19 protein-coding genes and 1 pseudogene are annotated in these 21,476 nt (G+C 54.6%); 10 read left to right on the top strand and 10 right to left on the bottom strand.

From position 1 onward, the window contains the following. Positions 1 to 55 precede the first annotated feature (55 nt). Positions 56 to 1,459 carry an aminotransferase-like domain-containing protein gene (locus tag NBV64_RS01955; RefSeq protein WP_047351262.1) on the top strand — a complete coding sequence of 468 codons (1,404 nt, stop codon included), beginning with the start codon at positions 56 to 58 and terminating at the stop codon, positions 1,457 to 1,459. Between the two features lie 327 nt (positions 1,460 to 1,786). Here the strand turns inward: NBV64_RS01955 and NBV64_RS01960 are convergent. After that, a protein-coding gene (locus tag NBV64_RS01960) for an IS3 family transposase (protein ID WP_131111629.1) occupies positions 1,787 to 2,874 on the bottom strand; the annotation gives its coding sequence in 2 pieces (ribosomal slippage) (positions 1,787 to 2,613 and positions 2,613 to 2,874; 1,089 coding nt in all). A gap of 65 nt (positions 2,875 to 2,939) precedes the next feature. Here NBV64_RS01960 and cyoC point away from each other — a divergent pair. The 5 genes and pseudogenes from cyoC to NBV64_RS01985 form a co-directional block, all read left to right on the top strand. Then, positions 2,940 to 3,383: pseudogene (cyoC, locus tag NBV64_RS01965) on the top strand (cytochrome o ubiquinol oxidase subunit III); the annotation flags it as partial. Beyond that, complete coding sequence (cyoD, locus tag NBV64_RS01970; protein WP_250756582.1) at positions 3,383 to 3,715, top strand: cytochrome o ubiquinol oxidase subunit IV; 333 nt, start codon at positions 3,383 to 3,385, stop codon at positions 3,713 to 3,715. The pseudogene cyoC and the gene cyoD, both read left to right, overlap by 1 nt. A gap of 89 nt (positions 3,716 to 3,804) precedes the next feature. Then, a complete protein-coding gene (cyoE, locus tag NBV64_RS01975) occupies positions 3,805 to 4,704 on the top strand; it encodes a heme o synthase (RefSeq protein WP_425541745.1) in 900 nt (299 codons plus the stop codon). A gap of 18 nt (positions 4,705 to 4,722) precedes the next feature. Then, on the top strand, positions 4,723 to 5,334 hold the full coding sequence (locus NBV64_RS01980; protein ID WP_250756584.1) for an SCO family protein: 612 nt from the start codon (positions 4,723 to 4,725) through the stop codon (positions 5,332 to 5,334). A gap of 28 nt (positions 5,335 to 5,362) precedes the next feature. Beyond that, a complete protein-coding gene (locus NBV64_RS01985; RefSeq protein WP_250756585.1) occupies positions 5,363 to 6,238 on the top strand; it encodes a LysR family transcriptional regulator in 876 nt (291 codons plus the stop codon). Positions 6,239 to 6,296: 58 nt separating this feature from the next. Here NBV64_RS01985 and NBV64_RS01990 read toward each other — a convergent pair whose 3' ends face one another. Then, the gene (locus NBV64_RS01990) at positions 6,297 to 6,596 is read right to left on the bottom strand and encodes a helix-turn-helix domain-containing protein (protein ID WP_250756586.1); all 300 of its coding nucleotides are present in this window, start codon (positions 6,594 to 6,596) and stop codon (positions 6,297 to 6,299) included. Between the two features lie 63 nt (positions 6,597 to 6,659). Between NBV64_RS01990 and NBV64_RS01995 the strand changes: the two genes are divergently transcribed. Beyond that, positions 6,660 to 7,349 (top strand): LysR family substrate-binding domain-containing protein, encoded by a 690-nt coding sequence (locus tag NBV64_RS01995; protein ID WP_250756587.1) that lies wholly within the window; start codon positions 6,660 to 6,662, stop codon positions 7,347 to 7,349. A 296-nt stretch (positions 7,350 to 7,645) separates the two neighbouring features. On the opposite strand, the gene NBV64_RS02000 is transcribed toward NBV64_RS01995, so the two are convergent. Genes NBV64_RS02000 through NBV64_RS02010 form a run of 3 tightly spaced genes read right to left on the bottom strand, consistent with a single transcriptional unit; the run spans position 7,646 to position 10,875 of the window. After that, positions 7,646 to 9,019 (bottom strand): MmgE/PrpD family protein, encoded by a 1,374-nt coding sequence (locus NBV64_RS02000; protein WP_250756588.1) that lies wholly within the window; start codon positions 9,017 to 9,019, stop codon positions 7,646 to 7,648. A 40-nt stretch (positions 9,020 to 9,059) separates the two neighbouring features. After that, positions 9,060 to 10,076: a Bug family tripartite tricarboxylate transporter substrate binding protein gene (locus tag NBV64_RS02005; protein ID WP_250756589.1), complete on the bottom strand. Its 1,017-nt coding sequence runs from the start codon at positions 10,074 to 10,076 to the stop codon at positions 9,060 to 9,062. 22 nt (positions 10,077 to 10,098) lie between these two features. After that, a complete protein-coding gene (locus NBV64_RS02010; RefSeq protein ID WP_250756590.1) occupies positions 10,099 to 10,875 on the bottom strand; it encodes a short-chain dehydrogenase/reductase in 777 nt (258 codons plus the stop codon). A 130-nt stretch (positions 10,876 to 11,005) separates the two neighbouring features. Between NBV64_RS02010 and NBV64_RS02015 the strand changes: the two genes are divergently transcribed. Together NBV64_RS02015 and NBV64_RS02020 are read left to right on the top strand one after the other, a co-directional pair. Beyond that, positions 11,006 to 11,965 carry a LysR family transcriptional regulator gene (locus NBV64_RS02015; protein WP_250756591.1) on the top strand — a complete coding sequence of 320 codons (960 nt, stop codon included), beginning with the start codon at positions 11,006 to 11,008 and terminating at the stop codon, positions 11,963 to 11,965. 91 nt (positions 11,966 to 12,056) lie between these two features. Further along, positions 12,057 to 13,121: a carbon-nitrogen hydrolase family protein gene (locus NBV64_RS02020; RefSeq protein ID WP_250756592.1), complete on the top strand. Its 1,065-nt coding sequence runs from the start codon at positions 12,057 to 12,059 to the stop codon at positions 13,119 to 13,121. 183 nt (positions 13,122 to 13,304) lie between these two features. Here the strand turns inward: NBV64_RS02020 and NBV64_RS02025 are convergent, their stop codons facing one another. From NBV64_RS02025 to NBV64_RS02040, 4 genes are all read right to left on the bottom strand, one after another. Continuing rightward, positions 13,305 to 14,654 carry an RES family NAD+ phosphorylase gene (locus NBV64_RS02025; RefSeq protein WP_250756593.1) on the bottom strand — a complete coding sequence of 450 codons (1,350 nt, stop codon included), beginning with the start codon at positions 14,652 to 14,654 and terminating at the stop codon, positions 13,305 to 13,307. A 116-nt stretch (positions 14,655 to 14,770) separates the two neighbouring features. After that, the gene (locus NBV64_RS02030; protein WP_003290597.1) at positions 14,771 to 16,042 is read right to left on the bottom strand and encodes a tyrosine-type recombinase/integrase; all 1,272 of its coding nucleotides are present in this window, start codon (positions 16,040 to 16,042) and stop codon (positions 14,771 to 14,773) included. Positions 16,043 to 16,263: 221 nt separating this feature from the next. Beyond that, entirely contained in the window at positions 16,264 to 17,784 is a 1,521-nt protein-coding gene (gene trpE, locus NBV64_RS02035) for an anthranilate synthase component I (protein ID WP_009458527.1), read from the bottom strand. Positions 17,785 to 17,999: 215 nt separating this feature from the next. Next, a complete protein-coding gene (locus NBV64_RS02040; protein WP_250756594.1) occupies positions 18,000 to 18,680 on the bottom strand; it encodes a phosphoglycolate phosphatase in 681 nt (226 codons plus the stop codon). A gap of 211 nt (positions 18,681 to 18,891) precedes the next feature. On the opposite strand from NBV64_RS02040, the gene NBV64_RS02045 reads away from it, so the two are divergent. After that, complete coding sequence (locus NBV64_RS02045) at positions 18,892 to 20,694, top strand: GGDEF domain-containing protein (protein ID WP_021447081.1); 1,803 nt, start codon at positions 18,892 to 18,894, stop codon at positions 20,692 to 20,694. Positions 20,695 to 20,720: 26 nt separating this feature from the next. On the opposite strand, the gene rpe is transcribed toward NBV64_RS02045, so the two are convergent. Next, entirely contained in the window at positions 20,721 to 21,416 is a 696-nt protein-coding gene (gene rpe, locus NBV64_RS02050) for a ribulose-phosphate 3-epimerase (protein WP_009458542.1), read from the bottom strand. Positions 21,417 to 21,476 lie beyond the last annotated feature (60 nt).

Here is a 21,476-nt window from a genome sequence, read left to right on the forward strand (position 1 = left end):
ACAATGTACGGCAATTATAATCTCCATTGTATGGATTGACAACCGAGGAATTCATATGGCTACTCGCAACGACGCGAGGGGGGAAGCCCGTGCAGGCTGGATCAAGCAACTGACACCAGGTGCCGGGCCGAGATACCTACAGATCGCAGATCTGATCGGTCAAGCCATCGACTCTGGCGAGCTTGTTGCCGGCGATCTGATTCCGGCACAGCGGTGGCTGGCTTCCAAACTGAATGTAGACCTGACCACCGTGACACGCGCCTATACAGAGGCACGTAACCGTGGGTTGATCGCAGCCTATAGCGGCCGTGGTTCATTCGTGATCGGCTCGGCTGCGACGCAAGAGCATGGTGAGATCGATCTCGCGATGAACATACCGCCTCAGCTCGCGGCGGGGTCCATGGCCGACCTGGTGAGGACCGGTATTCAGGAAGTACTGGCGCGTCAGCCTATCGAGACCCTATCCCAGTACCAGGATGGGTTGTCCAATCGGTCAGCAATTCAGGCCGCACAGGCTTGGCTCAGGCCAGCGCTTGACGGGCTGTCGGGCCAGGACCTGATTGCGTGTGCAGGTGCGCAAGCAGCTATCGCCGGCATCTTGGGTGCAATGGCCCGGGCTGGAGATACGGTTCTTTGCGAGCCGTTGACCTACCCAGGGTTTCTTCATGCTGCCAGGCAGTTGGGTCTAAAAGTGATGGCGGTGGACGCAGACGAGGACGGTGTCATGCCTGATGCGATCGAACGTTGCCACGCTGCCAGCGGAGCGAACCTGATCTATCTGAACCCGACGCTACAGAATCCAACTGCACGCACGATGCCAGAAAGTCGTCGACGCGACATCTCAAGCACGCTAGATCGGCTCGACATGACGTTGATCGAGGATGACCCGTACCGATACTTGGTCAGCGACGCTCCGCCTCCAATCACGACTTTGAGCGGGGGCAAGGGTGCCTATTACCTGGCGACCATGTCCAAGTGCATCTGGCCCAGCCTGCGGACGGCTTTTGTTATGCCGCCACCGGGGACGGACGTCTCCCGCCTACAGCAGGCGTTGCGAGTATCGGGGACGGGATCTGCACTTCTCCTGGCACTCGCTGAGCAATGGATACGTAGCGGGGTGGCAAGTCACATCATCCAGGAGATTCAGCGCGAGACGCGGGCGCGTCAGACGCTCGCCAGATCTCTTCTGCCTGAAGATGCCTACGCCCATCCGACTGGCCTACACATCTGGCTTCCCTTGCCAACGCATTGGAACCAGCACCTCTTTGCCCATGCGCTTGAGGACCACAAGGTGGCGGTAGCTTGCTCGGAATCCTTTAACGCGTCAGCCAAAGCGTGTGATGCCATCCGCATCTCCACAGGGGGAGCATCCAACCAAACCTTGCTGAGGCTGGCGCTCACCAAAGTCGCGAAGCTGCTCAAGGAGGATCGCCGACTGGGCTCGAGAGCGATCGTGTGAGGACGTCCCTACGTCTCGGACCTTATACCGATATGCATACAAGATATGTATAATAAACATACAACATACGAATTAATCCATACATTGAGGATGCGTATGTTTTTTATGGGGCCGACGTGAAGGTCCGATGTGGAGGCGTATGCCTTTTCCATCCTTATGAGAGTTGACTCAAATGAACAAACTAGACGTCCTAAACCGCATCGGTACTTCAAAGATAGTTGCGATCATTCGAGAAGATGATCCGGATGTCGCCTTCAAAGCTGCGATGGCATGCGTCGAAGGTGGCATGGTAATCCCCCCATTTTTAACGTGAGTCAGAAGTAGGGGTTAAGCGGCCATGGCCAGCCGCTGAATGGGTGTGAATCCGCCCAAGGCCATGTTTGGGCGTTCGTGATTGTAAGTCCAGAGCCATTGGGTGGCGAAGTCCTGCACCTCCTGTATGGATTCAAACAGATACTGTCCAAGCCAGTCGTAGCGCACCGTCCGGTTATAGCGTTCAACATACGCATTCTGCTGTGGCTTGCCGGGCTGGATATGCTCGATGCGAATCCCTTGCTGTGCTGCCCAGTTCAGCAAGGCTGCACTGATATATTCCGGACCGTTGTCGCAACGAATGGCAGCGGGTCGCCCCCGCCACTCGATCACCTGCTCCAGGGTACGGATCACCCGCCCGGCAGGAAGCGAGAGATCAATCTCCATCGCCAGTCCTTCGCGATTGAAGTCGTCGATCACGTTTAGCAGGCGGTAGCTGCGCCCATCCGCCAATTGGTCATGCATGAAATCCATCGACCACGTGGCATTGACTTCTCCGGGCACGGCCAAGGGCTCTGGCCGCTCACGCACGATGCGCTTCTTCGGCTTGATGCGCAGGTTAAGTTCCAACTCCCGGTAAATCCGATACACCCGCTTGTGGTTCCATGGGTAGCCCTTCACATTGCGCAGATACAGAAAGCACAATCCAAAGCCCCAGTTACGCTGATTGTGCGTCAGTCGAATCAGATGGTCGGCAATCTCTTCATTCTCTGCTGACAGAGCAGCCTGGTAGCGATAGCAGGTTTGGCTGATACCAAAAGCGGTACACGCCAGGCGAATGCTTACAGCATGTGTATCCACGGCGGTTTTAGCCATCTCACGCAGGCGAGATGGCTTCACCATTTTTTTGCGAGGGCCTCCGCAACGATTTCGGCTTTGAGCTTCTCTTCGATGTACATCTTCTTGAGCCGGGCATTCTCGGCCTCCAACTCTTTCATCCGCGCCATGAGCGAGGCGTCCATACCACCGTACTTCGATCGCCATTTATAAAACGTCGCCGAACTGATCCCCAGTTCACGGCACAACTCCGGCACCGTAACGCCACGCTCAGCCCGTTTCAACGTCTCGATGATCTGGCTGTCACTGAATTTCGATTTCTTCATGCAGAACTCCCTCTAACGAGAAAATTCTACTTCTGAATACGTTTGTTTTACGGGGGGATTACCGACCCACAGGCCGAGAGCTGTTCTCTCTTCCTTTTGTGCTGACCGAAACCTTCGTGTTGCTTTTCTCAAGCATCACGTACGGGTATGCGATGCTTGCCCTGCACCGTCACGAGAAGCCAGCTGTTCTGCGGTGGCTTTCCGTCACTTTCTTGCTCGGTGCGATCTTCATTGGCATGGAACTCTACGAATTCCATCACCTGATTGTCGAAGGAGCTGGGCCGAACCGAAGCGCCTACCTGTCCTCCTTCTTCGCCTTGGTCGGAACCCACGGTCTTCACGTCTCTGCCGGCTTGATTTGGATGGCAGTCTTGATGCATCAAGTTCAAAGACGTGGGCTCACCGACAACAATGTGACGCGCCTATCTTGCCTGAGTTTGTTTTGGCACTTTCTGGACTTGGTGTGGATTTGCGTCTTTACCTTCGTCTACCTGTTCGGAGCCTTTTGATGATGTCCGATACAACAACACGAGCCGGAGAGGCTCATGGAAGCTCAAAGAGTTATCTGACTGGGTTTTTACTATGCGTGGTTCTCACGGTCATTCCTTTTGCGCTCGTGATGAATCCGGTACTTTCACGCCCCACGACACTTTTGGTTCTAGTGGCATTTGCGGTGGCGCAGATCGTGATCCAGTTGATTTACTTCCTTCACATGAACCGGTCTTCTGAGGGCGGATGGAATCTCATCAGCTTTATTTTTACGCTGGTGATTCTTTTCATCATCGTTGCCCTCTCGATCTGGATTATTTGGAGCATGCATTTCTACATGATGAGTAGCTGAACAGTGCCTGTAGATCAATCCTCAACGCTGTCACAGCCTGACGGATGTGGCCGTAGTGTTGGACACGTTCGTCCGGGGAGGATATGCGTATGAATGAATTTATGCTGTCAGCCCCGCCAGTGTCGCGGTGGCGTGAATTATGGCTTCTCACCAAACCTGGTGTGGTACAGCTGATTGTATTTTGCGCATTAATCGGGATGCTCCTTTCCTTGCCGAGTTGGCCGACTGTAGGCCAGTGGCACAGGATTATTGTGGCATGTATTGGCATATGGCTTGTGGCCTCATCAGCAGCAACAATCAATTGCCTTTTGGAGAGATCCATCGATGCGCGTATGACGAGGACGTCTTGGAGGCCAACAGCGCGCGGAGCCCTTCCGAACTGGCAGGCAATATTTTTTTCCGCTGCTTTATGCCTGGGTGGGTGTCTGCTCCTGGCCGTATTCGTCAACGAACTGACAATGTGGTTAACACTCGCCACGCTGATTGGCTATGCGCTCATTTATACGCTTATTCTGAAGCCACTTACATCACAAAATATTGTGATCGGAGGCGCTTCGGGTGCAATGCCGCCAGTGCTTGGATGGGCGGCAGTGCACGGCTCTGTTGGTCTCGATGCATTCCTCCTTTTCTTGATCATTTTTGTATGGACGCCACCCCATTTTTGGGCGCTCGCTCTGTATCGAGTTGAAGATTATCGGCGTTCCGGTTTGCCTATGCTCCCCGTGACACACGGCATGGCGTATACGGCGCGACACATATTTCTTTATACGATCGCACTGTCAATCGTTTCGGTTCTGCCGGTGATATTCGGCATGAGCTCATGGCTTTACTTGATCGCGGCGTCTGTTCTGAGTGTGATTTTTTGCCTTCATGCATATCGACTCTGGAGAAACTATTCAGATCAACTGGCGCGCAAGACATTCAGATGGTCCTTGTGGCATTTGGCAGGGGTTTTTCTTGCCCTGCTACTTGACCATTATTTTCTTTGAGACACGAGGTGCCAAACCATGGTGATCGGAATTGACAAGCGAATGTATGTAGCGGCTGTTATATGCACCTTGATGCTCTTAGGTTTAAGCGCATGCAACAGGTCGGAAACATCTGAGTTTCATTCCATCGATGTGACCGGCGCCGATTATGCTAGAACATGGTCCATGCCTGATGCATACGGTCAACAACGCTCCTTGGATGAATTCAAGGGACAAGTTGTATATATCTTTTTTGGATATACCCAGTGCCCAGACGTATGCCCTACGACGATGGCGGAAATAGCTTCGGTTAAAAAGAATCTAGGCACAGACAGTCGTAAGTTCCAGGTGATTTTTGTCACGGTAGATCCTGAGCGGGACACACCAGAAATTCTGCGCGCATATGTAGGTGCATTCGACGAAAATGCCATCGCCTTGGTCGGAAATTCAGAACAATTAGATAAAATGGCCCGCGAATTCAAGGTGGTTTATCAAAAGGTACCAGGTCAATCCGAGGGAACATACACGATGGACCATTCGGCCGGAGGATATATCTACGATACACAGGGAAAACTCCGACTCTATTCCAAATACGGGATGCCTGTAGCGGATCTGACAGCCGACATTGTAAAACTGCTTCAAGGGCGATAAGAATGGGCACCAACGTGTAGGCGACGACATGGACCTGCGACACTTACGTTGCTTTCTAGTTCTGGCCGAGGAGCTTCATTTCTCGCGTGCCGCCGAACGCCTACACATGGAACAGTCGCCCTTGTCTCGCACCATTAAGGATTTAGAGGACGAACTGGGTATTGCACTGTTTGATCGGAATCGACGTGGGACCCGCCTGACGATGAGTGGACAGATATTCTTTAATGATATCAGCCGACTATTTGCCGTACTAGAACAGGCAAAAGAAAATGTGAAGGCTGTTTCCGCAGGTTTTCGAGGAATACTTCGAGTGGCGTCTTCCGATGGAACGATTGAACCAAGACTATCTACTTGGCTTGCCCGCTGCCGGGAAGAAGAGCCTGAGATGGAAGTTCGCCTGTTCGAAGTTCCTCTGGCAGAGCAGCTACGAGGCTTACACGAAGGGAGATTCGACGCTGGTTTTGCCCGCACTGATTATGTAGGATCAGGAATCATCGCCAAACCGATTTGGCAAGATCAACTGATGGTGGCGATCCCAGCACGTCATCCTGTGCTCGCCCATCCACAGGTTCCGTTGAATGAATTAACCAGGTATCCGATAGTCGCAGGTGATCCCAAAATATGCGAAGGGTATTGCCAGCAGATAATGCGACTGTTTCACTCAATGGACCTTGAGCCAAGTACAGTAGAACATGTCACGTCGCTGGATATGATGTTGACCTTGGTCGGTGCGGGTTATGGCCTTGGATTTGTCACCGCTGGGCAAATTTCTGTCTGCAGGCGTTCTGATGTGGTAATTCGCCCAATCTTGGAAGAGGGCCGTGCTGTATTGAGAACCTATCTTCTCTACCTAGAGAAAAACAGGTCGCCACAGCTTCACCGGATTGCTGATCGGTTTGGGTAAACCATACCTGCTAATTACAGCCATGATTCTAGTTCGATCTGCAAAATCACCCCATAGATTATTTCGAGGAAGTTTCTGCGCGAACCAGTATGTGTTCGGTTGCTGTCAGCAGGTCGCCAGCACTGCAGTTCAGGGCTCTCGCGATTTTAAGTATTGCAATCAGGTTCGGCGTATGCTCCCCGCGCTCAATTTTCCCCATGTGAGATCGTTCGATGCCCGCTAGTTGTGCTAAGGCTTCTTGAGCGATTCCTTGTTGCGTGCGGGCGTCTCGAACCACCCGCCCAAACGCTAGAGCAGGTTCTTGCTCGAACGTTTTTGCGCCAATGGGACGACCTCTCTGAATAGTGTGCTTCTGCATAACAGAAGCCTGAGTGATCGCACCTAATCAAACCACGTTAAAAATAACTCTTTCTGAGATAAAATGTGGCTTGATGATTGTCTAGAGGACGTCGGTGTGATTTCAGTGATGCAGCGCTCTCCTGTCCGGCTTTCGGTATCCAAGGAAGCGATGGGCCCCTACTTGACTCGTTGGCTTGTTCAGCAGCGAACTGCTGAGCCAGCCGTCTCGATCCAGCTTTCGGAAGTCTCGTTTGCGGAGCAACTGCTGGGACTGCAGAGAGGTACGTATGACCTCGGGATTTCGGTCTCAAAAATCAACACAGATGGTCTCGACGCGCTGCCACTTTGGCAGGATAGTTTAGGCATTCTCCTTCCCGCCCAATATCCCTTGACCAAGTATTCTTCCATCCCACTCTCGGCTTTTCATGAACATCCCGTTGTGGCGTGGGATCCAGAAAATTCATGGGAAATGCATGATCATGTCAGGATATTGTTTAGGGAAGGTTCGATAACGCCACGAATAAAGGCATATGCCTCTAGTTTTCCCTATCTCATAGTTGCGGTGACGTCAGGGCTTGGAATCGGACTTGCAGGCTGCTCTTGGATTTCTGCCGCGCAACACACAGGCGTGGTCGCAAGACCACTATATGAGTGTGATGACAGATCTAGATTGACTACCTACCTCTTGGTGCCAAAGAAGCCTTGGCGGACTGAGGTGGGTGGATTTGTAAAACGTGCGCTCTATTCTGAAACGATGATAGGCCTCGCTTAGGACACTTTAAGATGAGACCGACGAGCAGCCTGTTGATCGGATCGGTGGAGGGGTAACTGCAATCGCATGGACAGCACTCGCAAGGGGCGGGGCGGCCCCGGATCATTCGGATTCCGGCCGCCGACACAAGTGACAACAGCGGACTTGCCGGGCCGTCTGCGAACGTACCGCGACTCTATGCGCAGTTCGCTCTCGATCTTGCAAAACGAACTTCTGGAGCCACCCAAGTTTCGGAGCGACACTGGCCCGGCACAGGACTATTAAACGATTGCACAAAGACCTCGTTATGCAGCTATCTATCCCGGCTGCATCAGCATGCAGAGGTTACGGACATCGCTCGACCTGCTGAGCGCCCAGCAGGCGTCGATGAGTTCAGTCGTTCGCTCGACATCTATAACTGGGTCCGCGAGTTCATGGAACTTGCGTTCCAAATCGCTGTTCGACATAGGCCGTTGCAGGGAACCAATAGCATGCTCCACCGCTACCTCGACACGTTCGCCGTTACTCAAGACGGCAGTAGCGACGACCGCAGCTTCATCCATGTCCGGGTTGACGGTAGCAATTACTTTACGACGCAGATTCACCACGTCGCGACGCTGGACGATGGAATCGTCGTATTCTGCTTCACCGGCCTTGCCAAAGATCATCCCTGCGGCACATCCGTGATAAACACTGAACTTCGCGGCGAGTCCGTCTGTGGGCTCCTTCTTGCCCGTGAGCTCCAGCACCAAAGAGTGGACTTGCAGCTCGATGCGTTCGACCTGTTCTGGGTGAACGCCTCGCTGCTTGAGTTGGACGCAAGCATCGATGCTTGGGTGGATCACGATCCCGCAAGCGAATGGCTTGTAAGTGTTGAATGAGATCTCGAAGCGCTTCCCCAACTCATCTGTGACTTCGTTCCAGTTTGCCTTGTCGGAGGTCACTTGAACGAAACCACGAGGTGCTTCCAGTGCTCTTTCGCTTGCGGTGAAGCCCTTTCCGGCGAGCAGGGCCGCCAGCAGACCGGCACGCGCAGCCGCTCCAGGGTGAAAGGGTTTCGTCATCGTTCCGAACTGCTCGCGTAGGCCGACCGGTTGAGAAGCCGCAATGCCAAGGGCCATCTGTGTCTGGTGCACATCAAGGTCAAGTATGCGCGCGCATGCAGCGGCTGCGCCCAGCGTGCCCGTTGTGCCGGTAATATGCCATCCTCGGTCATAGTGATCAGGGTACATCGCATTACCGATCCGGCAAGCCACGTCAATGCCGAGCACCAGCGCATCAATGATGCTGCGGCCGCTGGCCCCGGTATGCTCTCCTAGCGCCAGTGCTGCAGAGGCTACCGGGCCAGCAGGGTGGATGATGGTCTTGAGGTGGGTGTCATCAAAGTCAAAAGTGTGTGATGTGACTCCGTTGATCAAAGCAGCGGCAGCCATGTCCACTCGTTCGTTGCGCCCGGCGACTGTGCACTGGGGGGACGTTGCCAGTTCTGCCAGCGCTGCAAGAGTGATGTCCGCTGTCTCGTGGCGCGCTGCCCCAATGGCGCATCCCAGCCAATTCAGAAAGGTACGATGGGCTTCGTGTTCCACTGCATCTTCCCATCCCTGAGAAGGATGGCGTGCCACATGCTCGGCGAGGATTCGGGTGATTGGGGGGGCGTTGTTGTCTGCACTGATCTGCGTATTGCGTGCCATATGAAGTCTCGAATGAGGGGGTGGGGTAGGAGAGTTCGACTTACTGTTTTTTAAAGCCTGTGACCCGAACCAGATCAGCCAGACGCTTTACGTCTGCGGAGATCTTGTCGGCGAATTCGACAGAGCCTGCATTAGCCTGGGGAAGCTGCGCTTCGCCAGATTGCATGGCTCTGATAAACGATTGATCTGCGCGAGCCTTCATGACTGCCTTTTGCAGAATTTCTTGGATTTCCGTAGGCAACCCGGTCGGCGCTAATAGCCCGTACCAGATCATCAGTTCTGCGTTCTTGCAGCAGCTCTGGGCCAGCGTGGGAACATTCGGAAGGCTTTGAATGCGATCGAATGAAGTTACGGCGAGGGCACGTACTTTGCCACTCTTGATTTGAGGCAGCGCTTGGATTGCAGCGTCAAAGAGCGCGTCGATCTGTCCGCCGATGAGGTCCACCATCGCCGGGGCGGTTCCCTTGTAGGGGACGGGAGTCACCTTTCCGCCGAAGGAGCCCAGAAACGTGAGCGCTGCTTGATTGGAGACACTCCCCGCCCCTGCATTACCCAGAGTTACGTTTTCCGGGTTCTGCCTTATGTGTTGCACCAGTTCCTCAACGCTTCTGAAGCGACTATTGACCGGCACCATGAGAATGGAGGGAATACTGGCAAGTTCGGAAATAGCTACGAAGTCCTGTGGTGACCTGTAGGGGACTTTCTGGAATACGTTGGGGTTGAGCGCCTGTGTGCCCGATGAACCTAGTAGCAAGGTATACCCGTCCGGTTGGGCTCGCGCGACTTTCGCGGTTCCGATCATGCCTGAGGCGCCGGGAGCGTTCTCCACGATTACCGGCTGGCCAAGTTCTTTGGCAAGTGGCGATGACAAAGCCCGAGCGATCAGGTCGAACGGTCCACCAGGTGAGAATGGAACGACGATGGTGATTGGCTTTTGTGGGTAACTGTTCGCCGGCTGGGCATGAAGCGAAGAGGCGGTGGCAAGCGTGGCGAATGCGGCGCAGGCCGCCATCACCATCCGCCTATGAACGCTTACGAATCGAATTGAAGTAGTCATGGTCAATGTTCCTTAAGGTTCTTCAGAGGATGGAATCCGTCGCCCCGCCATCGACGGTTAGGCATGTGGCGTTCACGTAGGAGGCAGCGGTCGAACACAGGAATGCAGCGCACGCCGCAATCTCTTCAGCTTTAGCAAGCCGACCAAAGGGGTATTGGGCTGCTAGGGCTGGCCACTCTTCTTCTTGACCAAATTGGTCTGTTGCACGTTGCCTGAGTTGGTCTAGTTTGCGTTTTGTCAGGGTCGCTCCCGGGTGTAGGCCGACCACACGTACACCGTGCACCGAAGCCTGTAGACCCAGTGCTCGAGTCATTGCTATGAGGGATGCATTGACCATGCTTCCCAAGGCATAGGCGGCACGAGCACGCTCTCCCGCAGTGCCGATCACGTTGAGAATTACGCCATTGCCGTTGATCCTCATATGCTCGAATGCGAGTTCCGCCAGGCGCTTGTAGGCGAATAGCTTGAGTCCCATGGCGCGTTGCATCACATGACCAGTGACGTCCCCTAGCGCACCGGATGGAATCGCGCCCGCGTTATTGACCAGGATGTTGATGGTGCCCACTTGCTGCATAAGCGCATCGCAGGCGTCCGGTCCGGTCAGATCGATAGCGATGGTCTGAACCCTTACTCCGAACTGCTCCGAAATTCGATCTGCTATGTGTTCCAGCTTGGGCAAACTTCGGGCAGCAAGAACCAGATGGCAACCTTCCTTTCCGAGCGCTTCGGCTATAGCCTCTCCTATCCCCTGAGAGGCGCCGGTTATCAGCGCGGTTTTCCCGTTCAGTCCCAGTTCCATCGTGTCTCCTTCTTGTCAGTGCTGGCATTAAGCGACCTCCTGCCAAGTTGGGACAAGGGAGAAATCGGACACGCACCTTTTCCGTTTTTTCAATACCGATGAAGGAAGATAGAGGGTGGATAGTTACTGGATGTATGCTTTGGGCAAGAAGGCAGACACTCTGAAGTACAGGATTTCAACCATGGCTCGGATCAACTTACATAGCATGCAAGTGCTCGCCGCGGTGGCTGTCGCAAAAAGCCTTACCCGCGCAGCAACGGAGTTGCACATGACACCTTCGGCGATCAGTAAACGCATTGCTGAACTGGAGCTGCGCTTTGGAACAGCGCTCCTCATTCGCAACAGCGGGGGGGTAGCCCTCACTCCCGCCGGCGAGATTGTGGTGCGATCATGCGACGACATCATGGTCCGCGTGGCAGAAATGACCCGCGAGATCGGCGCCTTGCTCGCCCGGCAGCAAGGCGAGATCAAAGTCATGGCGAATACCACGGCCATTCTTCTTGGGTTGTTTGAGGACGTAGAGAGATTTCGCCAGCAACACGGTGCTGTGAGGGTTCAGATATTTGAAGGCTCAAGCGTTGAAGTTGCCGACGCAGTGAAGAGCAATGAGGTCGACGTGGGAGTGGCGGTGCGCAATGCGAGCATGAGCGGACTACAGCTCAGTCCCTATCGCCACACGGGCCTCAGTGTGATGATGAGCAAAGGTCACGCGTTGGAAGTGCTACCCAGAATCACGAGCCAGGACGTCCGCGGTTACGAGGTAATTTGGTCTCCTCCCGCAGAACTCTTGGACGATCTTCGCGTGAATCATGACCCGTCGCGGGACGTTCGACTTCGTCTACGCACCTTCGATGGCGTTGTGCGTTCTCTCCAGCAGGCGGCAGGAGTCGCTGTGGTTCCGAGTGTCGCAGTACCAAACCCGTTACCGCCAGGTGTTGTTACTGCACCGCTGCAGGTGGAGGGTCCGCAGTTCGAGGTGGTGATCTGTCATGACGCGTCCGTACATGCCGAGCCAGTGAAGCATCAGTTCATAGCCTGGCTGGAGGAACAGCAACGGCAGGAGGAAGACAAGAATAAGTCACGAGAATGAATTTTTGGAAAGCTGCGTTTTCCTGGTTTTCGCTGGCGTGCATGCATGGCACTTAGCACACTTTGCCTTAACTTCAATTGGAAACCGACAGATGATCAACTTCCCCCGTTACAAAGCTGCTGCCGCTCATGTCGCACCCGTATATTTCGACATCGATAAGACAATTGATAAGGCCTGCGACCTTATTGCCGAGGCCGCGCGACAAGACATTCGGCTGCTAGCATTCCCCGAGAGCTTCATTCCAGGCTATCCGCATTGGGGCCGCATCGTCGCTCCCATCGAAACCGACGCCATGTTTGGAGACATGTGCTCCAGGGGACTGCGCATTGATGGACCTGAAATTGCGCGTATCCGCGATGCGGCACGTCGGCACGAAATGGTGGTTTCGATCGGCTTCAACGAAGGGACGGATGCGAGCGTGGGTTGTCTCTGGAACGCCAATGTGCTGATCGGTAGTGATGGTGGCTTTCTCAACCATCACCGTAAGCTGGTGCCTACCTATGTGGAGAAGCTATTCTGGGCGAATGGAGACGGTTCGGGTCTGAATGTAAGCCAGACGGTCCTTGGGCGAATTGGCATGCTGATTTGTGGTGAAAATGCCAATCCGCTAGCGCGCTATGCACTGATGGCGCAGGGAGAGCAGGTACACATTTCCAGCTATCCGTCTGTCGCACCTTCGCTGCATCCGGATGGGACTGGTGGTTATGACATCCAAGACGGTATTCGCATCCGCGCGGCAGCGCACTCCTTTGAAGCGAAGGTATTCAACATAGTTGCTGGGTCCCCGTTTGATGCAACTGCGCGCAAGTATCTGGAACGCATCGGTGCCGAGAGGCTCGCCTTGCTCGACCATGGATCACCCGTCGTGTCGATGATCACCGATCCCTCGGGAAAACCGATCTCTGAGGTAATGCAAGCGGATGAAGGTCTTTGCGTGGCCGAGATCGACCTCGCCAAGGCGCTTCCTGTCAAACGCATTCATGACGTAGTGGGTTACTACAACCGATTCGACGTCTTCAGTCTCAAGGTTAATAAGGCAAAAAATCTTCCAATCGATATTTGCAATTCAGGAAATGAGCAGGCGTTCTTGAAGCAGAACACATCGCCTGCCAGTGAGCACCCAGAAGGCGTCGACGAATTCAAGGCTACGAGGTAAGAGGGTTTAGACGAGATCGGCTACCGCAGGTAGTCAATCGACAGGAGGCAGAGCCTCAGTGCTGTTGTTCAACTGTGTTGTGCATTGCTGCCTCGTTGACACTATGACCGGTATGCTGGGCAAACAGCAGTTTGACGAAGAGAGATCCAGCTGCAGATCTCGATCGATACTCGTGCTGGCCGGTCAACCGTAATGCCGATCGTCGAGACTCGATACGACGTCTACTTCGTGGCCCTTTGTCTCGTAGCGCACAGCACGTACGTCGTGGACCACGATGGAGTCTCGTCTCAGCGAGAGAGTTGGATTCTGAGGCTTTGGTCCATGCCGGTAGGCCTCGCGCTCTGGATAGAGGATGCAAGGATGAAACCAGCGTTCCGGACCTTCTTCTTCGTATTCCCATAACGCAACCTCGGCCGTGGCCTGATCGCCATGAGCGTTTTCCACATCACTAGCCTTGCGAAACAGGACGACGTTGTCACCAGCCGGCGGTTCATCCGGGCGTCGATTCTGAGCAGAGGCATAGACAATGCCTTCGAGGTTTAACGCAAGGTGGGCGGCTAGGTAATCTGCAACAGCCTGTGTCACCAGGTAGTCCCGATCTTGAAGTTCGGGGACCACAGGGGCTGAGATGCGGTCCCCCAAAGTTCGGAGGAAGTCGCGTCGCTGTGCAGCGGCACGCGTGTTCGGATCAAACAGGCTGCTCTCGGGGCTCAGTTCAACCGTCGCCAGTCGCCGCAGATCCAACAGACGTATCGGACGAATAACGTCGAATGCGGCAAGCACTACTCGGCTGCCGACTGGCGGACGCACTTCAGCAATGCAAACTTCAGGCGAAGTTGCTCCGTAGAAAGCCGGCTGACCCTGCCCATTCATTCTTCCTGCCGCGCCAATGCCGGCGGCTGGCGATCCCAGCAGCCGTTCAGGCCACTTAAGCGCTTCAGTTAAGGCTCCGTCCGTCTGGAATACCCGTGCCCGATAGAAGGTGCTCAGGAGCGTTCCGGGTCCTGCCTCCACGACCACAGGCAAACCTTCCATGTTTCGATCATTGGCAAGTTCGCCGAAGATCTTCTCAAGCAGATGGATCGCCTGGGGATTGAAATAGCGAACGTCGCTACGGAGGCTCTCTTCCATCTCCCTCCAAGAGTGGCTGAGTTCCGCTGCCATGCTGGCTTTGCGAACGAACCACGGTTCATCGTCGCCATATCGCGATTCACCGGAACTCGGGTCGTGCCAGAGGCTTGCAAGGCTCTCAACTACTGCCTCAACGGCTTCTTGGGGCATGCCAGTCAAACGGGCGACCGTCGATGGTAGATCCTCCCCAGCGGGGGTGTAATTGAAATGCACCACCGCCATAGTATTGCTGGAGTCCTCGAAGAAGGTGTCGAGAACTTCATCGCAAAGCTCAGTCACCATCCATAGATCGGCTGCGCTTTTCGCGTCGCAATATTCGCAAGGGGTTTTATCTGAAGAGGCATCTTCGACAAGCCGCCGAAGAAACGTGTCGCCAATACAGCTTGAGCAGATGAAGCTCATAGATGAACCTTTAGAGAAAACCAGGTCGACAACATACCCTTAGCAAGAAATCTAGAGATTGTCAGAAGGTTGATAAGAAACGAATTCAACATCCAAGAGGCAGTAGATGAGATTTGCTACTCCCGCTCAATCACGCGCAGCAATGCGGTGCGACGCTCAGACAGCGGGCCAAATAATTGAGTTACATCATCGACGGACATGCCAGCTTGAAGAGAATCGAGAATGTCTGCCCAGTCCTGCATGATGATTTTGCGCGAGCCGATGAATTTTGTATGGTCATAGGGGGCTCGAGAAGAATCCTTGGCGCGCTTTGAGTGTGCTAACTGGAGATCAACGCGCTTTTCAGGATAGCCCAGCAAACTTAGTATCGTCGTCGCAGTTGAGCGAAAACCATGTGATGAGAAACGACCGGCGTAACCCATCCGCTTCAGAGCTTGATTGAGCGTTGTCGCCGACATTACTTGGCCAGGCTTTCGATAGCTTGGAAACAACGCCTTTCCACCACCAGTCAGAGCATGTAGTTCTCGCAGAGCGACTAATGCTTGTTTCGACAGCGGGACAATGTGTGGGCGCCGCATCTTCATGCGTTCGGCCGGAATAGTCCATACCGCTGCATCAAGATCAAATTCTTCCCAGGTCGATTTACGCAATTCGACAGTTCGGACATACGTCAGCGCCATTAGCTTTAATGCTAAGACCGTTGTGCGGTAACCACCCTCACCATCAACCCGATTCAGAAAATCGGGAATCTCGGCCCATGTCAGCGGGGGATTGTGGCGGACTTGCGGACGCTTCACCAACCCCTTTAGTAAGGAGGCCGGGTCGAACTCGCAGATTCCTTGAGCGGCAGCGTAGGAGAAAATCTGGCCGCACCACTGCCGGATCAAAATTGCGACAGTCTTTGCGCCTCTATTCGCCACCTCCTTGATTATCGGGCGGAGATGTGGCGCTCTAATGGTGCTGATCGGCAGCTTGCCGAGCTTTGGGAAAACGTCTTTTTCGAGGTAGGTTGTGACTTGCCCACGGTAGTAGTCACTCCAGTGTGCATTGCTGACGATCCACTCTTTGGCGGTTGACTCGAAAGTGTGTTCGTAAGCCTCGACCTGCAACGCGACCTTGGCCTTCTTTTCGACGATGGGGTCGATGCCTTGCCTGACAAGGGACTTGGCCCAGTCACGCTCTGCGCGCGCGAGCTCCAACGACACTTTGGGGTATACGCCGATGGAGTAGACCTGGGAGGCTCCTCCCAGACGATAGCGATACCACCATAGCTTGCTGCCGTTGGTTTGAACGCGAAGAAAGAGGCTTCCACCGTCACGAAGTTGGTAGACCTTCGGACCTGGCTGTGCTGTCTCGACCTTGCGAGCGGATAAGAGATTGAGTGCCATGTGTATAACGCCTCCACTTTGCCCCGTTACACACAGCATTACACACTTTAGCAGTGGATTTGTCCAGCTTTCAGTAGCCGTCCGCAGACACTCAACTCAATAAAATCAATAACTTATCTGAACTCAGTAGATGTTGTTGGATGTTGATGGACGCCAATGTTAGTTGTCGAGCATGAACAGCATGAGAATTCTCCGGCAAAAAAAGGATGGCAGTGGGGCGATTAAATAGGCTCGTCCAGACCGAATTGCACTTGTTCGGCAGCGCGGATCACGGCGCGTGCCTTGGCTTCGGTCTCTTGCCATTCTTTTTCGGGATCGGAGTCGGCCACGACACCGGCGGCGGCCTGCACATAGAGCATGCCGTCCTTGATGACGCCGGTGCGAATGGCAATAGCCAGATCCATTTCGCCCGAGTAGCTCAGGTAGCCAGCAGCACCACCGTAAACGCCACGGCGTACTGGCTCCAGTTCATCAATGACTTCCATGGCGCGTACCTTGGGGGCGCCGGTCAGGGTGCCCGCAGGGAAGGAGGCGCGTAGCACGTCCATCTGGCTCATGCCGTCTTGCAGTTCACCGCAGACATTGGAGACCAGGTGCTGAACATGCGAGTAACGTTCGATCGCCATGGTATCCGTGACTTGTACCGAGCCGGTTTTGGCGATACGGCCAATATCGTTGCGGGCCAGGTCGATCAGCATCAGGTGTTCGGCGCGTTCTTTAGGGTCGGACTTCAGCTCGGCGGCCAGTGCAGCATCGGCTTCAGGTGTGGCACCGCGTTTGCGAGTGCCGGCCAGTGGGCGAATGGTAACGCGCTCCATGTTGCGGCCATCCTGACGGTGTTCTTCCTGACGCACCAGAATTTCTGGCGATGCACCCACGACCTGGAAGTCGTCGAAGTTCCAGAAGTACATGTAAGGCGATGGGTTCAGCGAACGCAGGGCGCGGTACAGGGACAGGGGCGAGTCGCGGAAAGGTTTGGTGATGACCTGGCCGATCTGCACTTGCATCAGGTCACCGGCTGCAATGTATTCCTTGGCGCGGGCCACGGCCTTCAGGTAATCCTCTTTGTCGAAGTCGCGCTCGCATTCGGTTTGCATGCTGGCGTAGGCGTAAGGGATCACGACGGGTGACCGCAGCTTTTCGCGCAGATCCTTCAGACGACGCTTGGCCAGTACGTAGGCTTCGGGCTGGGCGGGATCGGCGTAGACCAGCAGGTAAGTGCGGCCAGCCAGATTATCCACAATCACCAGTTCGTCCACTTGTAGCAGCATGATGTCCGGCACGCCTTCTTCCTGGTCGGAAGGGAAGGGTTTGCGGTTCATGCCCAGGGACGGTTCGATGTGACGCACCGTGTCGTAGCCGAAGTAACCGGCCAGACCACCCGCAAAGCGGGGCATGCCAGGACGCAGGGCTACTTTGAAACGGGCCTGGAATTGCTCGATGAATTCCAGCGGATCGCCTTCGGCTGTTTCGACAATCTTGCCATCGTGCAGCACTTGGGTATGACGGCCATAGCTGCGGATCACGGTACGGGCAGGCAGGCCAATAAAGGAGTAGCGACCGAACTGCTCGCCGCCCACAACCGATTCCATCAAGCAGCTGTAACGTCCGCCTTCGGGGCCGTTGTGCGCCAGTTTCAGATAAATCGACAGGGGCGTATCCAGGTCGGCATAGGTTTCCGCAATCAGGGGAATGCGGTTAAAGCCTTCTGCTGCTAGGGCATTGAATTCTATTTCTGTCATTGGGATCTCGAGGGTCAGTGGGTACGACGAGCCGGACAGAAACAAAAAAAGCCCGGTCGTTGTGATTACCGGGCTTATTTTCCTGGAGGCGGTCCGCTGTGTACTACTTTGCAGGGACGCCAGACTTCAAGGTTATATCTACCCGATACACGAACGCCACCAGCGCCAATAAGCGCCGTAGATTGTGGATGCGTGAGTGCGAGTAGACATGAATTTTATGACGTAAATATGGTGTTGCGTTTATTGCGCAGCCAGGTGGCCGCGTCGGCAATAGAGGCAACTATACCATCGGAATCCAGGCTTTGCACATCCTTGCCTTCGTTATAGCCGTAAGGAACCAACAGTACGGGGATGTTCGCCGCACGCGCTGCCTGGGCGTCATTCATGGAATCCCCAATGACCAAGGCCTGTTCGGGAGTCAGTTTCATTTGCTCGCAGGCGTAGACAAAAGGCATGGGGTCGGGCTTTTTGCGCGGGCAGGTATCACCGCCCACCACCAGCTCGAAGTACGGGCCCAAACCTGTTTGTTCCAGCAAGGGGCGGGCAAATTGTTCGGGCTTGTTGGTGACCACAGCCAGACGCAATCCCTGGCTTTTAAAGTCATCCAATCCTTCTAGTACACCCGGATACAGGCGGCTGTGTTGGCCATTACATAATTGGTAATGGTAATAAAATGATTCCAATGCCGGGGTGTAGTCGGCAGGAGGTTCAGGTAGATCGGTCAGAGCGCGTCGCACCAGGTTTTCCGAGCCTTTACCCACGAAAGTGGCGATGCGCTCCTCTGGGAGCGGGGGTAAACCCAGGTCGATACGCATGGCATTACATGCCGAGGCCAGATCGGGAATGGTATCGAGCAGGGTTCCATCCAAATCAAACAGCACAGAGAAAATATTCATCTTTTTGTAGCGGACTTGTGACAAAATATTGTCAAATTCCTGTTAAGGTCGAGCAGAAAAAAGTTTTCGGAACGTCGGGTTTTCATTTCGTTTGATTCATCATGTTAAAGCTCCTTACTGCACGCGGGCTTATCAATTTAGTGAGCAAACCGTATTTTGGTACAAGATTGGCTTTCGATAGTCCGTTCAGAAAGGCCCTAGGAGCGGAAGTATGATGCTCGATACATTTCATCAGATTCTCGTAGAAAAACAAGTTACGCCGGTCTTTCAGCCCATTGTGGATTTGCAGTCCGGCTTGATTCTGGGTTACGAGGGTTTGATTCGAGGGCCAAAGGACAGCAGTTTTTATTCGCCCTTGGCCTTGTTTGACGCCGCCCGGCAATGTGGCCGCTTATGGGATCTGGAAGAGCTGTGTTGCCATACCTTGGTCAGCAGTTTCAAGCAGCAGGGTTTGGCGGGCAAACTGTTTTTGAACTCCAGCCCGGATGTGGTGATGCGCATGTTGCCTTCGGCCCGCATCGAACCGCGTACCGGTATGCCTCAGCTGGATGGCATTGATTGGAGCCGGGTGGTGGTCGAATTGACCGAATCCGAGCGTACTGACAGCTACGACTATCTGAATCAGGCTATTGAGCTTTATCGAAAAGAAGGCCTGCAGTTTGCCATTGATGATCTGGGTGAAGGCTATGCCTCGCTGCGCTTGTGGTCCGAATTGCGGCCCGAGTACGTCAAGATCGACAAATACTTTGTGCGCGATATTGATACTGATGTACTCAAGCAGCAATTGGTACGCTCCATTTGCGATATTGCCAGCCATGCTCAATCCGTTGTGATTGCAGAAGGGATTGAAACCGGCGCGGAACTACGCACCTTGCGGTATTTGGGCGTGGCCTGTGGGCAGGGCTATTTGCTGTGTCGCCCTCAACCTAACCCCCCGCCTCAGCTGGAGCCCGCGCAAGCCGCGCTGTTTGGACCATCCACTGTGCGCACTCAGCGTCAAGTGCAAGGCCGTGATTCCATGAGCGTGCGGCGTTTACTGCGTGCCGCGCCTGCGGTGCCTGATAATACACCCACGAATCGTGTGTATGAGCTGTTTCAAAGCCACCCGGATCTTAGTGCCGTGGCTCTGGTGCGAGGGGACAGGCCGACGGGTATTTTGCGTCGTAGTCAGCTTTATGATCAGCTTGCCCGGCCTTATCACCGCGAACTGTATGGCAATAAGCCATGCTCCCTGTTTATTGAAACCCCACCGCTGATTGTTGACTGCGATACCAGCTTGCTGGAGTTGGGCACCTTGATGACGCAGGGAGCGGGGGATGCCTTGAGTGATGGTTTCATCATTACCGGGGCGGGTGAGTATCTGGGCCTGGGCTCCAGTGTGGAGCTGATGCGTGAAATTACGCAGATTCAGATCATGACGGCGCGTTATGCCAATCCACTGACGCAATTGCCGGGTAATGTGCCGATTAATGAGCATATTGATGGTTTGCTGCGTAATCGGCAGAACTTCGCTGTGTGCTATGCGGATCTGGACCACTTCAAACCCTATAACGATTTGTACGGCTATCGCAAAGGCGATGAGCTGCTACGCTCCATGGCCGAGCTCTTCACCCGTTACGCGGTGGCTCGCATGGACTTTGTGGGCCATGTGGGGGGTGACGATTTTATTTTGGTGTTTACCAGCCCGGACTGGGCCGAGCGCTGCCAAAGCATTCTGGACGAGCTGGAAAAAGAGCTGGAGTCCTTGTATAGAGTGGAGCATCGGCAAGCAGGCGGCTATCTGGCTGAAAACCGTCAAGGCGTGCTGGTGTTTCACCCGCTAGTGAGCCTGTCTTTAGGTGTGGTCACAGTCGATGAGCCCGAATTGTATTCGGGCTCTTTAATTGCGGAGCTGGCCAGTTCTGCCAAGGCACAGGCCAAGCGTGTACAGGGCAATGCCTTGTTTGTGGAGCGCCGCCGCCCCGACAGTGCGGTTCGGCAGAGCAGTTATAGCCGCAATACGACGTTGCAGTAGCGGAAACAGCAGGCCGGACGCAGGATTTAGGCCTGCTCTGCCAGAGCGATTTGCGCGCGCATGTCGCGGATGACCTGAGCGTAGTCGGGCTGACCAAAAATAGCCGAACCGGCCACAAAGGTGTCAGCACCGGCTGCACGGATGGCGCCGATATTGTCCACCTTCACGCCACCGTCGATTTGCAGAAGGATGGGCTGACCACCCTCTGCAGTCCACGCATCAATGCGGGCGCGGGCTTGGCGCAGCTTGTCCATGGCGCTGGGGATAAAGGCCTGGCCGCCAAAGCCGGGGTTAACGGACATCAGCAGGACCAGATCCAGCTTGTCCATCAGGTGATCCATCCAGTTCAGCGGGGTGGCCGGGTTGAATACCAGGCCGGCCTTACAGCCGTGGTCACGGATCAGCGACAGGGTGCGGTCCACGTGGCGCGAGGCTTCGGGGTGAAAGCTGATGTAATCGGCACCGGCTTTGGCAAATTCGGGGATCAGCGCATCCACGGGCTCCACCATCAGGTGTACGTCGATGGGGGCAGTGGTGTGGGGGCGCAGCGCAGCACAGACCATGGGGCCGAAAGTCAGGTTCGGTACAAAGTGGTTGTCCATGATGTCGCAGTGAACCCAGTCGGCACCGGCGGCGATAACATTGCGGACTTCTTCACCCAGGCGGGCGAAGTCGGCCGATAAAATACTGGGAGCGATACGTGTGGAGCTGGCTTGGGACATAATAGGTGCCGTAAAGATTAGACATCACGAAAATCGTGGCCATATGTCATCATTATAGTT

Source organism: Alcaligenes sp. DN25, from assembly GCF_023674485.1.
Classification (GTDB): domain Bacteria; phylum Pseudomonadota; class Gammaproteobacteria; order Burkholderiales; family Burkholderiaceae_B; genus Alcaligenes; species Alcaligenes phenolicus.

What these genes read in the sequence shown, in the direction of transcription:
- NBV64_RS01990 (WP_250756586.1), bottom strand. Translation starts at nt 6,596, where the DNA reads ATGCAGAAGCACACTATTCAGAGAGGTCGTCCCATTGGCGCAAAAACG.
- NBV64_RS02030 (WP_003290597.1), bottom strand. Translation starts at nt 16,042, where the DNA reads ATGGCACTCAATCTCTTATCCGCTCGCAAGGTCGAGACAGCACAGCCA.
- cyoD (WP_250756582.1), top strand. Translation starts at nt 3,383, where the DNA reads ATGATGTCCGATACAACAACACGAGCCGGAGAGGCTCATGGAAGCTCA.
- NBV64_RS02040 (WP_250756594.1), bottom strand. Translation starts at nt 18,680, where the DNA reads ATGAATATTTTCTCTGTGCTGTTTGATTTGGATGGAACCCTGCTCGAT.
- NBV64_RS02000 (WP_250756588.1), bottom strand. Translation starts at nt 9,019, where the DNA reads ATGGCACGCAATACGCAGATCAGTGCAGACAACAACGCCCCCCCAATC.
- NBV64_RS01985 (WP_250756585.1), top strand. Translation starts at nt 5,363, where the DNA reads ATGGACCTGCGACACTTACGTTGCTTTCTAGTTCTGGCCGAGGAGCTT.
- NBV64_RS02045 (WP_021447081.1), top strand. Translation starts at nt 18,892, where the DNA reads ATGATGCTCGATACATTTCATCAGATTCTCGTAGAAAAACAAGTTACG.
- NBV64_RS02020 (WP_250756592.1), top strand. Translation starts at nt 12,057, where the DNA reads ATGATCAACTTCCCCCGTTACAAAGCTGCTGCCGCTCATGTCGCACCC.
- rpe (WP_009458542.1), bottom strand. Translation starts at nt 21,416, where the DNA reads ATGTCCCAAGCCAGCTCCACACGTATCGCTCCCAGTATTTTATCGGCC.
- NBV64_RS01955 (WP_047351262.1), top strand. Translation starts at nt 56, where the DNA reads ATGGCTACTCGCAACGACGCGAGGGGGGAAGCCCGTGCAGGCTGGATC.
- NBV64_RS01995 (WP_250756587.1), top strand. Translation starts at nt 6,660, where the DNA reads ATGTGGCTTGATGATTGTCTAGAGGACGTCGGTGTGATTTCAGTGATG.
- cyoE (WP_425541745.1), top strand. Translation starts at nt 3,805, where the DNA reads ATGAATGAATTTATGCTGTCAGCCCCGCCAGTGTCGCGGTGGCGTGAA.
- NBV64_RS02005 (WP_250756589.1), bottom strand. Translation starts at nt 10,076, where the DNA reads ATGACTACTTCAATTCGATTCGTAAGCGTTCATAGGCGGATGGTGATG.
- NBV64_RS02015 (WP_250756591.1), top strand. Translation starts at nt 11,006, where the DNA reads ATGTATGCTTTGGGCAAGAAGGCAGACACTCTGAAGTACAGGATTTCA.
- NBV64_RS02010 (WP_250756590.1), bottom strand. Translation starts at nt 10,875, where the DNA reads ATGGAACTGGGACTGAACGGGAAAACCGCGCTGATAACCGGCGCCTCT.
- NBV64_RS01980 (WP_250756584.1), top strand. Translation starts at nt 4,723, where the DNA reads ATGGTGATCGGAATTGACAAGCGAATGTATGTAGCGGCTGTTATATGC.
- NBV64_RS02025 (WP_250756593.1), bottom strand. Translation starts at nt 14,654, where the DNA reads ATGAGCTTCATCTGCTCAAGCTGTATTGGCGACACGTTTCTTCGGCGG.
- trpE (WP_009458527.1), bottom strand. Translation starts at nt 17,784, where the DNA reads ATGACAGAAATAGAATTCAATGCCCTAGCAGCAGAAGGCTTTAACCGC.